Raw genomic sequence first — 14,108 nt, 5'->3', positions numbered from 1 at the left:
CCCCAGCCCTTTTAGGAAAGCGAGCGTATGGCACGACTGAGATTGAAAACGATGGGCCTCCTGATGGCCTTGGCGATAGTGGGCATAGCCTGTACCCGTCCCACTCCATCCACCTCAACAGGAACGGACTGTCGGACCATTACCCATGATCTGGGTGAAACAGAGGTCTGTGGTCAACCGCAAAAGGTGGTCACCATTGGTCCCAATTTATTGGAACTCTTACTAGCTCTTGAGGTACAGCCGATTGCCCATGCCGAGTATTTTCCCTTCCCTACTCGCCAATTTGATCAGCCCGATCAGCAAATTCCCTATTTGGGAAAGTATCTGACAGGACAGCCAGACAATGTGGGGACTGCTGAGAGCCCTTCTTTAGAAGCGATCGCAAAGTTGAAACCGGATCTGATCCTGGCAGACAGCATCAAGAATAAAGATGAGTATAAATTGCTGTCTAAAATTGCGCCCACCTTACTGTTTGACTACAGCGGTGCAGGTTCTGCCTGGCAACCCGATTTGAAAGCGCTTGGCCAAGCCCTCCAGAAAACTGAAAAAGCCACCGCAGTGACGGCGGAGTCTCAACGGCAAGTTGCCAAATTAAAGCAAGATTTGCAGCCCATCGTGGCTAAGGATCCTAAAGTCTTGCTGCTATTGTCTGAGCAACTGAGCCAGGGCGTGCGCCTAGAAACCGCAAACAGTGCCTGTGGGGCCTTGCTTGAAGACGTTGGGTTTCAGGTAATGGTCCCGGCTGCTTTGAGCCAATCCCAAGAACCGAGTCATGTGATTTCTTTAGAATCGTTGACCAATCTGGATATGGACTGGATTTTGATCGAAGGCTTCTCCAGCCAAAACCTTGATAAAACGTCCAACCCGGAGGAACAGCAGATCAAAGCTATTAAAACCGAGTGGAGCGAGAATGCGATCGCACAATCACTACCACCGAGCAAAGAAGGTAAGGTCTATTTCACCCCTGTATACCTATGCCATGCCCTCTTAGGGCCTATTGGCACTGAAATTTTCCTCAGTGACCTCTACCAGCAGCTGTCACTCTCAAAAATTAAAACCAGCCGTATGCCCACTCGATTCAAGTATTGACGTTGATCTGCGTGACATCAATGAATATTGAATATTCGACAGTCTTCCATGCTTGAACAACGACTACCAATACTTCTGGAGTGTTTTCGAGATCTGTAACCTCAATCCTGACTCCACCTGAGGGCGACTGGCTGATCGGTTTACCTCGATATATCTTTCACCTCCCTGCAGGTTAATCCGATTGAAATTCTGAAGCTATTCGTCGTTCCTATTTATGAATACCAGGACCTATGCGCACCTTTCTGATCATCTGGCTTGGACAGTTTGCATCACTCCTGGGTTCAGAACTAACCAACTTTGCCATCACTTTATGGGCCTGGGAAATCACCGGACAAGCGACCCCTTTGTCTTTGATTATGGTGTTCACTCAGATTCCCAAACTCTTGGTTTCCCCTTTTGCCGGGATCTGGGTAGATCGCTACTCTCGTAAGTCCTTAATGCTGCTAGGCGATCTCATCGCCGGACTGTCTACCCTCTCCCTGCTGATGCTGTTTCTCATAGATCAATTGCAAATGTGGCATCTCTATATTTCTGGGGCCATAAACGGCTTATTTGGCTATATTCAAGGGCTAGCCTATTCGGCTTCTCTGTCCTTAATCGTGACCGAAAAACATTATGCTCGCGCCACCGCCCTGGGCTCTGTCCAAATGTCAGGGAGTTATATTTTGGCTCCGGCTTTAGCGGGTGCCCTCTATGCTGCTACCGGGTTAACGGGGGTTCTCAGTATCGATATTGTCACCTTTGGCATGGCGATTACCAGTCTCGCCTTGGTCAAACTTCCTCAGCCACCAGAACAGCCGACTAAACCCAAAACGTCTTGGTCTTCCTTAGCCTTTGGTCTACAGTATCTCTGGGTTCGGCCTAGCCTGATGGCTCTACTGGGTTTTTGGATCGTCAATAGCCTGATTGGCAGTACGATATTCGCCATTCTGCCCGCAATGGTTTTAGCTCGGAGCAATAATAATCCGCTAATTTGGGGAACGCTTCTGGCTTTCTTTGGCATGGGCGGTTTACTGGGCGGACTCACCATTAGTGTTAGCGGCGGGCCAAAGCGCCGCATTCACGGTGTTTTAATTGCCAGTGCCCTGTGGAAGTTCGGCATTATTGTGTTGGCTCTCGCACAGCAAACGGTGACTAAGATTGGCACAGCGCTAATGTGTGGATTCTGTTCGCCATTTCCAGAGAGTGCGAGCCAAGCAATTTGGATGTCGAAGGTGGAGCCGGAAGTGCAAGGGCGAGTGTTTGCAACGCAATTTTTGCTGACCCAGTTGAGTAGTCCGATCGGATATGCGATCGCAGGTCCGTTAGCCGATCATTTCTTTGAACCAGCCATGCAGCCCAGTGGGGTATTAGCAGGCTTCTTTGGGCCTATTTTTGGCACAGGATTAGGAGCGGGTATGGCATTACAAATTTCTATCTTTTCCCTCTGCGGGATGTTGCTTGCCGTTGGTGGATATAGTGTTCGGCAACTGCGATCGATAGAAGCGGTGACATGAACATTAGGGCCGTCTTGAACCCCAGAAATCCATATATATCCAGGCGAATCACAGATGCATTAGATCACTAAATTCAATTGGCACCAACTGGAAGAGTATGTGATTGGAGAGCGAAGAAGATACAGCGATATAAATACCTACCCTACGTGGTTATAAAGGGCACCGTTATTAGAAGTTACAAAATAGGTCAGTCATGTAAAAATGAAAATTATTCTCAATTAATAACCAGCTTGACATCTAAGGTCCTGCATAATGAAACCTTTAGTTTTGAATCGGATGTCAGACTGGCGTCTCCCAGGTCATACGAACGATACACGCTTACATCATGCTGACACCAGCGACGATGTCCAAGTGATCGCGCCACATTTAGGTCAAGGCTATATGCAAGAGATTTTTTTGCGGGACGATCTGTCCTTAATGATTCTGGACTATACTCTGGATCGCCCGCTGCTCTTGGATGGAGCTGGAGACTCGAACATTGCCGAATTTGAATTTCAGTTAGAAGGCCCCCAGGCCGGGAAAAGTATCTTTTTCCCTTATTTTGGGTTTCAGGATTTGGGATTTAAGGCCCATCATACCCGGTTCTTTAAGGTCGAAGTCCTTTTCAAATCGGACAGCTTTACTCCCTATTTCTTAGCTTTTATGGAGCGCTTGCAAACACCGCTGCAACAACTGTCTGCAGAAGTCATTCATACTTGCTGTCGCAATTTCACAGGCCGCTTTGGCGGCTCCACAGAGCAAGCCCTCAAACTATTGATGACTACAGCACGCAAACCGCGTTTACAAAAACGTTTTGAACATATCGTTCCTAGCGGTCTATGCACCAGCCTGACCAGCATCGATTTTGCTAGAAGTAGCCCCATTAATAGTGAGATGTATCGTCTGATTGAGCAGATCCTGAGTTGTCCCTATCGAGGGGCTCATCGACGCTCCTATTTGGAAGCCAAGGCGATGGAATTAGTGGCTCAGCGATTAGCTGTAATGATTGATCCTAAGGACTATATGGATGCTGAAGATTTGGCCGCCATTTACCAAGCAGAAGAAATTCTACGTTTGAATTTGGATCTGCCTCCCTCCATTGAAACCTTGGCACGATGGGTCGGTTTAAATCGCCTGAAACTCAACCAAGGATTTGCTCAGGTTTACGGTACCACCCCATTCGGGTACTTACGCAGCTGTCGCATGAATCTAGCCCAGCATTTACTCTTAACCGGCAATCTGTCGATTGAGGGCGTGGCTGGTCGGGTCGGCTATACCAGTCGCAGTCGGTTTGCTACCGCTTTTCGTAAGCAGTTTGGCATTAACCCTAAAACCTTCCAGGTTCATGCCTGGCAACGCGCCAGCTAAATAATGCGTTTGGGGCGCAAAAATTCTGTTGTGCCCCAGTAATCTAACTGAAAATATTTATCTTCAAGCAAGCTGAATTTGGGTCATGAGACATCAGCTTAGCTTTCAGTTGGATTTTAAATGTGGTGTGAGGGAAATGAGAGACCAGATATGGCGCAACCTGTTCTTTGCTTTGGTCATCGGCAATGGAGTACTTCTACAAGATATTGCAGTTGCCCAGCCCCCGGCTGATGCTGCTGAGGCTCCAGCAACCTCTGTAAAAGAGTGGAGGGCACAACTCGATACGTCTTTAGCAGAGATTACGCAGGTGGATGTTGCTGAAACAGCGACCGGGCTAACCGTTACTTTGCAAACATCAGAAGGGCCATTAGATTCGCCCAGTATTAGAACAGCGGGAAATGACTGGATTGCTGAGATTCCTAATGCTGTCTTGGCTAATGGCCAGAGTTTGACTCAAGAAACTCCTGCACCAGATCTAGCCAAAATTACGATCACCCAAACGACTGCCACCCAAGTCACCATAACTATTACAGGCATTGAAGCGGCCCCAGAGGTTGCACTGGCAACCCAGTCGCAGGGATTCACGCTTGCCATAACACCTGTTTTAGCTGAAGCGGAGACTGAGGTAATCGTTACGGCTAGTAGAACTCAAGAAGGATACACTGTACCGAATGCAACAACGGCAACTCGGACGGATACACCTTTGCGAGATATCCCCCAGTCGATTCAGGTTGTCCCAAAAGAGGTGATTGAAGATCAGCAGGTCATCCGCCTAGATGATGCACTACGAAATGTGAGTGGTGTGGTTCAAAATAGTGCAGACCCAAGGGGGCAGCGATTTCAAATACGAGGGTTTGATAGTGCATCCGTCATCCGCAATGGATTTCCGCAAACCTTTGGCTTCACTGGAAACAGTGCCTTTCAAGATCTGACTAATGTCGAACAAATTGAAGTCCTCAAAGGACCAGCCGCGATCCTGTTCGGGGTCAGTGAACCGGGTGGGGTGATTAATCTCGTTACCAAGAAACCCCTTAGTGAACCGTTTGTTGATCTTGAGGTGAAAGCTGGTAATCGCAACTTAATTTCACCGAGCATTGACCTGTCCGGTCCCCTGACGGAGGATGGCAGCATTCTCTATCGCTTGAATGCATCCTATCGACGAGAGGATAGCGATCGCAACTTTGATACGCCCATCGAACGTTTTTTTGTTGCTCCCGTTCTGCAATTTAAACTGGGTGAGCGCACTGACTTCACTGTCGAGCTGGAATATATAGACGATACTCGACCGGGCGACTTTGGTTTAGTTGCCATTGGGAATCGGGTGGCCGATATTCCCTTTGAAACGAACTTAGGGGAGCTGGATGATCGGCTAGAAGCGGAATCTATTCGGGCTGGTTACCAATTTGAACATCGATTCAGTGACCAATGGAAAATCAGAAATGCCTTTAACTATAAAACCTATGATTCGAGATTTGCGTCCTTTTTCAGGCTAGGGTTTGACGAAGCCAGTGGCACGCTATTTAGAGCGTTTATTGACTTAGATCAACCCAGTACAACCTATGAAATGCAAACAACCTTAACGGGAGAGTTCGAGACGGGTCCCATTGGGCATAAGCTTTTGATTGGTCTCGATCTCAATCGACGTGATGCGGTTGGCAATATCGGTCGAGGAGATTTTGGAGCAGCCGCTCCCTTCAATATTTTTAATCCAGTTTATGGCGTGATTCCCCGCCCGAATCCCGAGAATGATCCTATCTTCTTTGATGGTGATACTCGGGCAGAGCGCTTGGGGGTGTTCTTGCAAGATCAAATCACCTTATTGGATAACCTGAAGCTTCTGGCTGGTATTCGTTATGACACAGTTAGGCAAACATCAACCAATCGTCCCTCATTCTTTAATCCTACTAGCTCAACCACAGAGCAAACGGATGATGCCTTCACACCTCGATTGGGGCTCATTTATCAGCCTATTGAAGAAATATCTCTATATGGCAGCTTTAGTCGTTCCTTTAACCCTAATTCAGCAACAACGGTGGCTGGTGGCATCCTCGATCCAGAGCGAGGTGAGCAATTTGAAATCGGTGCTCGGGGAGAACTCTTAGATGGTCGGCTAGTGACTAGCTTGGCCTTGTTCACCATTTCCAAAACGAACGTTGCAACGAGCGATCCTAACAATCCTTTGTTTTCAGTGAATTCGGGGTCACAGCGTAATCGCGGTCTAGAATTTGATATCGCGGGAGAACTACTGCCGGGTTGGAATCTAATTGCCAACTACGCCTATATTGACTCAGAAATTACGGCAGCCAATGACCCCACTCAAGGCAATCGCATTTTTAATGTCCCTGAACATAATTTCAATTTATGGACTAACTATGAAATTCAAACTGGTTCGCTACGAGGACTTGGCTTTGGCATCGGCTTTAACTTCGTCAGCGACCGGTTTGGTGATAACGCCAATAGCTTTATTTTAGAAGACTATTTCTTAACCAATGCAGCCATCTCTTTTAAGCGAGACGGCTGGAAAGCTGCGATCAATTTTAGGAATATCTTTGATGTGGACTACATCCAAGGTGGTGAAGGTAGTAGAACCAATGAAATATATCCAGGTGACGGATTTACGGTTATCGGCTCCGTCTCGGTGGAGCTGTAGCATGAGGAGACATGGCAGTCGATTGCTCAAATATGGTCTGTTGTGGACGAGTCTTTTGGGCCTGATGGCCTGTGGTAACTCAGACCTCAATCGTAATAGCCCCGATGTAGATAACTCACCATGTCGGATCGTTAAACACGACTTAGACCAAGTTGAAGTCTGCGGTCAACCCAAAACTATCGTGGTCCTCAGTAGCCATATGCTGGATCTCCTTCTGGCCTTAGGGGAGCAACCGGATGCCTTAGCTGGACCCATAGGACTGGTAAAGGAGGATGTATTTCAAAACCCTGCTCAACAAATTCCGTATTTGGGCGCACAAGTCACCACTCAGCCCGTCAATCTGGGCAGTGGGCAAGCCCCTTCAATGGAAAAGATAACGGCATTGAAGCCTGATTTGATTCTGGCTGAAGCGGGCAGAAATGCAGATAGTTATCAACTGTTCTCCAAAATAGCCCCCACCTTGTTATGGAAGGATCGAACGGCTAAGAGGAAATGGCAAACAACCCTCAAAGGTTTAGCCAAAGCGTTGGGAAAAGAGGAAAAAATCCAACCAGTGATTGCAGCCTATAACCAAGAGATTGATCAAACGAAGAAACAATTGGCACCAATTGCTGCTCAGTATCCAAAAGTTTTGATTTTGGGAAGCAATGATTTAAACAGCAATATGAACATTATTCCACCCGATAGCTATTTAGGTGACTTGTTTGAACAACTGGGCTTTCAAGTGATGACTTTGCCTGATACCAAGGGACCGTTTGTCAATGTGCCTATTTCCATTGAGGCGCTGCCTCAGTTAAATGAGGCAGACATAATTATCGTCTTGGGATATAACCTGGATGCCAAAGAGCGGCCTAACCTCAAGCAAGGGAGTATTGATAAAGCCATTGAGTCGCACCAATCACAATCGATTCGCAAAAGTTGGGAAGAAAATGCGATCGCACAATCTCTAACTGCTAGCAAAGAAGACCGAGTTTACTTTGCCACTTACTACAAATGGAATGGCCTTAATGGTCCTACAGGAGCTAAGCTCATCCTGGAGCAGCTCCGGCAGTTTTTGTTAAAAGATGCTTGAAGGCAAACAGAAACTTTCAACCGAATTACAACTAAGCACGAGTATTTTGATTGCTTGGCCACGAGAGTAGCAGAAGGTCTCTGTTAAGCTGTACTTAAATGAGAATAAATCTCACTTAGTATCAAGGCTTTAAGCAACAATGGTAATCACGCTAACCGATGCTGATATTACGGACCTGGTTGATGAAGCAGAGCAGAAAGGTGAATTGATCTGTCAACCTATCGAAAATGGGATGCATTACAATTTGCCGCAACAGTGGGGGCAGGGCGGTGATCACATTCTGCATCTGCGCCCAGGACTGGATGTCTATATCCGCAATAGTCGTCTCAGACAACCCATGCGTTTTGTTCTAGAGCATGAGTCCAACTTCCCACTGGTGGCTAAATTTTATCTATCGGGAACCTCGCGGGTGCAGACCCTCAATGCCACAGACATCAATTGCGACTATCGGGAAATTACTGGCTACCATTACCTCTATCATCTCCCCAATCACATTGAAGTTGAAGAGTGGCCTGCTGATCAGGAGCTACAGGTGATCATGATTTCCGTCAATCCTGATTACTTTAATGGCTTTAATCTCGAACGTACGGCTTTACCGAAGCCCCTTCAACATCTCCTAGCAGGAGACAGAACGCAACGATTTCATCAATCGCTTGGACCCATAACTAATTCCATACGACAAAAGATCCAGCAAATTCTGAACTGCCCTTATACAGGGCTGATGCAACAGCTTTATCTAGAAGGTAAAGTGCTAGAACTACTAACTGCTCAATTCATCGCTTGGCAGGAAACCCAACATCAAACAATAATTCTGAACGCCCAAGATATAGAGCAACTCCATTGGGCCAAGGATATTTTAGTCCAGCACGCTCAACAACCGCCCTCTCTGATAGAGCTAGCACGACGGGTGGGTCTTAATGATCGCAAACTCAATCAGGGTTTTCGGCATCTATTTGGTACAACGGTGTTTGGCTATTTACAGCAATATCGCATGGAGCAAGCACAACTACTGTTGCAAGATCGCGAGTTGTCTGTTGCCAAGGTAGCAGCAACAGTTGGTTATCGCAGCCCAGAAGCGTTTAGTACTGCATTCCGGCGTCAATTTGCGGTAAGCCCCAAAGCCTATCAACTGGGTCGTCGAGCTTAATTTTGGTACAGCACCAGACCTGGGAGCCGCACACTTTTGGTTGCCTGTGTTGCCTGGATGAGAGGTGTCATCCTAGGCGGCACGAAGCTTGAAAGCCAACTTATCCCAAAAAACATCATCCTTGCCTGGCATTAAGCTAGGTAGCTTCTTCTCGCAAACGACCAATTCAAGACCATGCATGGCTGCAGTGTAGATGGTTTGTTTATGATCAGTTGGAAATATGTGAGTGCCCCCTCCAGCAGGCCCATGCCGAAGAGAAACGGCAAATATGGCATTCGGTCGCATCAGATGAGCGATACGTTGCATGGCAATTTCACGTTCATCTGGACTAATGTGGTGCCAAACCCCAGATGCAAGGACGAAGTCAAACTGAGACATACCAAGGGTTTCTAGTCTGGGTAGGAAGTCTTGTACCCAGCGGATTCTGGGTGAAACGTAGCGTTCTAATCCGACCTTGCGGAACTCATAAAGTGGCTCCACCGCCACTAATTGGTGGCCGAGTGAGGCTAGAACGGCAGCATCTCTGCCAATCCCTGCTCCGATATCCAATATATGGCTGGGTGCTTTGGGAATATGGGTTAAGTAGGGCTGGTGCAACTTGTTGAAGTTTATTGATTCAGTCGCTGCCACAAATCTTTCTACAACCTGCTTGTAACCTTTGGTGCCTTCAACCCTACTCATCGTAACTATTCTGCCTGCTTTCAAGGACGCCAAATCACCCAATACCCAATTTGTCAGTTTCGCGAAGAAAAAAGTCGGTTTCACAAAGGTTGTGATCGCTAATTACCGCTACGATACCCTCACCTAACTAATAAAACTAATTTTCATTAGCAAGGCTGTGGCCTGGCTGTTGTGGGTAAGGCATAATGACACGAAAATCGATCCAGTTTTTTTTGTTGTGGGCTGTTGCGCTGACGAATGTGATAGCCGTAAACCCAGTCTGGGCTACTGAAGAGCCTGAGGTTCCCGGACTGGGTGATAAGTCTGGAGAACCTCAATATCCACAGCCAGCTACAAGCGTAACGGAATGGCTGGCCCAGATTGAAGAAACGTTAGTTCAGATAACAGAGATACAGGTCAATCCTGCTGAGCAGAGAGTAGAGATCGTGCTGGAAACTGGCTCAGATGCGCTGAGTATTCCTACAACTAAGACAGACGGAAATCGGCTGTTTGCAGTGATTCCTAATGCGGTCTTAGCGTTACCAGATGGCCCAGACTATCGGCAGATGAATCCTGCTACGGGTATTGCAGAAGTTAGTGTGACCCCTTTGACAGCGGATCAGGTGCAGATTGAGATTGTGGGGACAGACGGACCCCCAACGGTCACGATCCAGAATAAAGCCACAGGGTTGGTCTTGGCAGTAGAGGCAGCAAAGCTTGCAGCCTCAGAAGAGGAAGACCTAGAAATTACAGTGACCGCAGAGGAAATCCAGGAGGGATATAGCGTTCCAGACGCCAGTACTGCCACGCGGACCGATGCGTCGATTTTGGATACGCCTCAATCAGTACAGGTTGTGCCTCAAGATGTATTGCGAGATCAGCAAATCTTGAGGGTAGATGATGCACTCCAGAATGTAAGTGGTATTGTGGGGCGTCTAGATGCTTTCGGTAGTACAAATCTGACGATTCGAGGGTTCACCACCGATCAGATAACCGGAGGTGCAATTTTGCGCGACGGTTTTCGTGTTACTGACAATCTAGGCAGCCAGGAAACCGCCAATATCGAACGGATTGAGGTGATTAAAGGGCCATCATCGGTACTTTATGGGCAAACCGATCCAGGTGGGCTAGTGAACTTAGTTACCAAAGAACCTTTGCCAGAGCCTTTTTACGAGTTTGAATTTCAGGCGGGGAACCTGGGAACCTGGCGACCGCGGCTAGATATCACTGGACCACTCACAGCAGATCAATCCCTTAGCTATCGATTGAATCTGTCATATTTTCATCAAGACGGCTTCCGGGATGTTGAGAGGGACACCGAACGCTTTTTTATAGCTCCCAAGCTGCGATGGGATATTAGCGATCGCACTCATCTAACCCTGCGGTTAGAGTACATTGATGAAACCAATCCTTTTGATCTCGGCATCCCAGCTTTAGGAACTGGCGTTTTCGATGTACCCCGAGATCGCATTATTAATGAACCAGATGACTTTCTCGAACAAAGCTCGTTAACGCTAGGGTACGACTTTGTCCATCAATTTAGTGATGACTGGAAGCTCAATCATGGCTTCCGCTTCGTTACTCAAGACTATTTCAACCTAGCCACGTTACCGTTCTTTGTGGATGAAACCACAGGCGATATTACGCGTTTCTTTGCAGATCGCCAATGGCAGTCTGATGACTATACGATCCAAACCAATGTAGAAGGCAACTTTAAAACTGGTCCTCTTCAGCACAAGCTTCTAGTTGGGTTTGACCTCAACTTTAATCGGTTTGATGAAGCCTTTACCCGCTTGGACTTTAATACACCCACTATTCTCAATATCTTTAATCCGGTTTATGGCGCTGTGCCCAGGCCAGACCTCAGTACTGCCCCGTTTTTCCCTGGCTTTGAAAATGAAACCGACCGCATTGGCGTCTTTATTCAGGATCAAATTAGCTTCCTCGATAAATTTATTTTGGTGGGAAGTTTACGGTACGACAGCGTTGATTTTCGCAACTTAACAAACACCAGTGAAAATCGATCCGACCAAGCTCTGAGTCCCAGAATTGGTCTCATCTTTAAGCCCATCGAAACCATCTCTCTTTACGCCAACTACTCTGAATCCTTTACCCCTAGCTTTGGTCAGCTTGTTGGCGGCGGTACTGTGGGACCAGAAACAGCCTCTGGATTTGAGGTGGGAGTAAAAGGTGAATTCTTAGACGGCAATATGTTTGCCACCCTCGCTTACTTCGATATCACCAAGCGCAACGTAGCCACCACTGACCCCAATAATCCATTTTTTTCGATCGCCACTGGAGAACAGCGCAGCCAAGGCGTTGAGCTGGATATTGCTGGAGAGATTTTACCGGGCTGGAACGTCATTGCTAACTATGCCTACACTGATGCTAGGGTCACTGAAGACAATGACATCCCGGTGGGCAATCGCCTCTTTAACGCTCCTCTCCATAGCGCTGGGCTGTGGACAACCTATGAAATTCAGCAGGGTGATTTAGAAGGGCTGGGCTTTGGGTTGGGATTTAATTACGTTGGTGATCGCTTTGGTGACAACGCCAACACCTTTCAAGTTGGCGACTATTGCCTGGCCAATGCAGCACTGTTCTACAAGCGAGATAACTGGCGATTTGGCCTCAATTTTACCAACATTTTCAATGTTGAATACATTTCCAGCACCAACAACTCTCGCGACTTTGGGAATGCGCCTGGTGCTCCGTTCACAATTTTAGGTTCAGTGTCAGTGAGCTTTTGATGTCACTTTTTAAATTACTACTTCTAGTCATGCTGTCAGGGAGTCTACTCGCCTGCCAGCGGACCGAGCCGTCCAAAAATTCTCCTTCATCCGCAGAATTTGGAAGCTGTCGCACCATTACTCATGAACAGGGCAAGACCGAGATTTGTAGACAGCCGCAACGGATTGTTGTCCTGGGTCCCTATTTACTCGAACAGGTTCTAGCTTTGGGCGCCCAGCCAGTTGGATACGCCGACCACTTGACGCTGCATCAAGGAGACTATAAGAAACCTAGTGAGCAAATTCCTTACTTGGGCAACCGCGTCAAAACGCAGCCTGTTAATGTGGGTTTAGCCTATCAGCCTTCAGTAGAGGCGATTCTCAAGGCCCAACCCGATCTAATTTTGGCTCCTGATCTAGCCACCAATCAGTACCAGGCGTTAACCCAAATTGCCCCAACCCTAAGCTTTAAAATTGAGGGCGGTAAGACCAATTTACAGGCGATCGCCCAGGCTCTTGATCGTCGAGATCGCGCCCAGCAGCTCGTTGCTCAGAATAAACAGCAACTTCAGGCTGCTCAGACCACCTTTCAACCTGTGGTTGCTGACCATCCAAAGGTGCTGGCGCTCAGCTCTGCTGATGCCCAGTCCTTCACGCTGATCAGTCATACCAACAGCTTTTGTGGTTCGTTCCTCAAAGATTTGGGCTTTCAATTGGTCTATCCAAAAGGATTAAAACCACAAGATTTAGAGGCTTCTCAGCATCCGACTCTTTCTATCGAAACGCTACCCCAGCTCAACGCTGCTAACTCCATCATTTTGTTCGGTTATGATTTCAACCCCAAAGATAGCGGCACTGAGTTCAGCAACCAGCAGCTTCAACCCATCAAACAGGCATGGCAGCAAAATGCGATCGCACAATCTCTAAAGGCCAGTAAATCCGGACGAGTCTACTTTGTCCCTGCCTATCTGTGTTTAGGTTTACCCGGCCCCATCGGGACTGAGCTGTATCTAAACGAACTCAAGCAGCAGTTACTCACACCCCAAACTAGAAAGCATGTGGAAGCGCAGAAATCATAAAAACATTGGCCTCAGCGATACTCTTTACCACTATCTGCTATCCATCTCCTTACGAGAATCCCAGCTGCTTAACCAACTGCGACAGGAAACCGCCAAACGTCGTGACGGAATGATGCAAATTGCTCCCGACCAAGGGCAGTTAATGGCGCTGCTAATCCAACTCATGGGGGCCAAGAACGGAATTGAGATTGGCACCTTTACCGGCTATAGCACCCTGTGGTTGGCTCTAGCATTGCCAATCGATGGTCGGATCATTACCTGCGATGTGAACGAAAAGACAACAGCAGTTGCACGTCGATACTGGCAGCAGGCTGGTCTAGCCGACAAAATTGATCTGAGAATTGCTCCCGCGACCGAAACCCTTCAGCAGTTAATCGCATCGGGCCAGAACGGCACCTTTGATTTTGCGTTTATTGATGCGGATAAGCCAAATTACCCAACTTATTATGAGCAATGTTTACAACTTCTGAGATCTGGAGGGCTGATCATCATTGACAATGTGCTTTGGGGAGGCAAAGTCGCTCAACCCATGATGCAAGACCACAATACTAGGGCCATTCGAGCGCTCAATGAGTGCCTGCATCAAGATAAGCGGGTCGATGTCAGCACCTTAGGTATTGCAGACGGTATAACTTTGGCTCGTAAGCGGTAGATATAACTAACGCTGGTCTGAATTCCAGGCACTTCACTAAGGCAACTCCACACAAAATGCGTTTGGGGCGCAAAAAGACTGTGTTTCCGGCTCAAAATCTCTAGTGAGTAAACCCTACCCCCTTCTAAGCTAGTTCAGCTTGCCATCGTCATTGAGTAACAATCGGAGCCTGTGATCAGGAGCTTCC

At 47.6% G+C, this 14,108-nt stretch carries 10 protein-coding genes; 9 read left to right on the top strand and 1 reads right to left on the bottom strand.

Features of this window, described 5'->3' with window-relative positions; genetic code table 11:
* Positions 1 to 27: 27 nt before the first annotated feature.
* The 6 genes from AM1_RS15400 (at position 28) to AM1_RS15375 (ending at position 8,801) form a co-directional block, all read left to right on the top strand.
* Positions 28 to 1,089 (top strand): ABC transporter substrate-binding protein, encoded by a 1,062-nt coding sequence (locus AM1_RS15400; protein ID WP_012163794.1) that lies wholly within the window; start codon positions 28 to 30, stop codon positions 1,087 to 1,089.
* 230 nt (positions 1,090 to 1,319) lie between these two features.
* Positions 1,320 to 2,585 (top strand): MFS transporter, encoded by a 1,266-nt coding sequence (locus AM1_RS15395; protein WP_012163793.1) that lies wholly within the window; start codon positions 1,320 to 1,322, stop codon positions 2,583 to 2,585.
* A gap of 252 nt (positions 2,586 to 2,837) precedes the next feature.
* Positions 2,838 to 3,932 (top strand): helix-turn-helix transcriptional regulator, encoded by a 1,095-nt coding sequence (locus AM1_RS37630; protein WP_049783740.1) that lies wholly within the window; start codon positions 2,838 to 2,840, stop codon positions 3,930 to 3,932.
* A 136-nt stretch (positions 3,933 to 4,068) separates the two neighbouring features.
* A complete protein-coding gene (locus AM1_RS15385) occupies positions 4,069 to 6,582 on the top strand; it encodes a TonB-dependent siderophore receptor (RefSeq protein WP_012163791.1) in 2,514 nt (837 codons plus the stop codon).
* Positions 6,524 to 7,654 carry an ABC transporter substrate-binding protein gene (locus AM1_RS15380; protein WP_202947622.1) on the top strand — a complete coding sequence of 377 codons (1,131 nt, stop codon included), beginning with the start codon at positions 6,524 to 6,526 and terminating at the stop codon, positions 7,652 to 7,654. The genes AM1_RS15385 and AM1_RS15380 overlap by 59 nt, the downstream gene beginning before the upstream one ends.
* 139 nt (positions 7,655 to 7,793) lie before the next feature.
* Positions 7,794 to 8,801 carry a helix-turn-helix transcriptional regulator gene (locus AM1_RS15375; RefSeq protein WP_012163789.1) on the top strand — a complete coding sequence of 336 codons (1,008 nt, stop codon included), beginning with the start codon at positions 7,794 to 7,796 and terminating at the stop codon, positions 8,799 to 8,801.
* Positions 8,802 to 8,873: 72 nt separating this feature from the next.
* On the opposite strand, the gene AM1_RS15370 is transcribed toward AM1_RS15375, so the two are convergent.
* The gene (locus AM1_RS15370; protein ID WP_012163788.1) at positions 8,874 to 9,482 is read right to left on the bottom strand and encodes a class I SAM-dependent methyltransferase; all 609 of its coding nucleotides are present in this window, start codon (positions 9,480 to 9,482) and stop codon (positions 8,874 to 8,876) included.
* A gap of 185 nt (positions 9,483 to 9,667) precedes the next feature.
* Between AM1_RS15370 and AM1_RS15365 the strand changes: the two genes are divergently transcribed.
* From AM1_RS15365 to AM1_RS15355, 3 genes are read left to right on the top strand one after another with little or no spacing between them, the layout of a single operon-like run.
* Positions 9,668 to 12,211 carry a TonB-dependent siderophore receptor gene (locus AM1_RS15365; RefSeq protein WP_012163786.1) on the top strand — a complete coding sequence of 848 codons (2,544 nt, stop codon included), beginning with the start codon at positions 9,668 to 9,670 and terminating at the stop codon, positions 12,209 to 12,211.
* A complete protein-coding gene (locus tag AM1_RS15360) occupies positions 12,211 to 13,269 on the top strand; it encodes an ABC transporter substrate-binding protein (protein WP_012163785.1) in 1,059 nt (352 codons plus the stop codon). The genes AM1_RS15365 and AM1_RS15360 overlap by 1 nt, the downstream gene beginning before the upstream one ends.
* Entirely contained in the window at positions 13,247 to 13,921 is a 675-nt protein-coding gene (locus AM1_RS15355) for an O-methyltransferase (protein ID WP_012163784.1), read from the top strand. The genes AM1_RS15360 and AM1_RS15355 overlap by 23 nt, the downstream gene beginning before the upstream one ends.
* Positions 13,922 to 14,108: the final 187 nt, after the last annotated feature.

This window comes from Acaryochloris marina MBIC11017 (genome assembly GCF_000018105.1).
GTDB lineage: Bacteria > Cyanobacteriota > Cyanobacteriia > Thermosynechococcales > Thermosynechococcaceae > Acaryochloris > Acaryochloris marina.
Note: the sequence above shows the minus strand (reverse complement) of the source record. Positions and strands in the feature narration are given on the sequence as shown.